We start from the raw sequence: 410 nt of genomic DNA, 5'->3' as shown, positions 1-410 counted from the left end.
TCCTCGGCGAGGAAAGCGAGGGCGGTGCGAAGCCACCGCCGACCAGTGATGCGCTGCCCACCAGCGAAACGCCGGCCGACGATCACCACGACCACGCCTCTACCGGCGCGGCCGATCACGCGCAGGCCGGCCACGACGCGCATGACCACGGCAACACGCCGGCCGAGGGCCCCGCGCTGTTCGGCAGCGCCACCGACGTGCTGTCCGAGTATGGCCATACCCATGACCACGCCGAAGCCGCCACGCTGCTCGACCCGCAGACCCGCGCCACGCTGAAGGCCGCGCTGGACCAGATGTGGTCTTCCGAAGGCGAGCTGCGCCAGGGCCGCCCCGAGGCCGCGCTGCCCTATGCCAACAAGGCGCTGGCCTTCATCAAGCAGGTGCAGCAGGCCGAGCGCATCTACCTGGCG

General features: G+C 71.2%; 1 pseudogene. It reads left to right on the top strand.

The features are described from left to right. Window positions 1–410 (top strand): annotated as a pseudogene (locus tag AC1DN0_RS41660) (hypothetical protein); the annotation flags it as partial.

It is taken from the genome of Cupriavidus sp. 05N39 (assembly GCF_056397325.1).
Note: the sequence above shows the minus strand (reverse complement) of the source record. Positions and strands in the feature narration are given on the sequence as shown.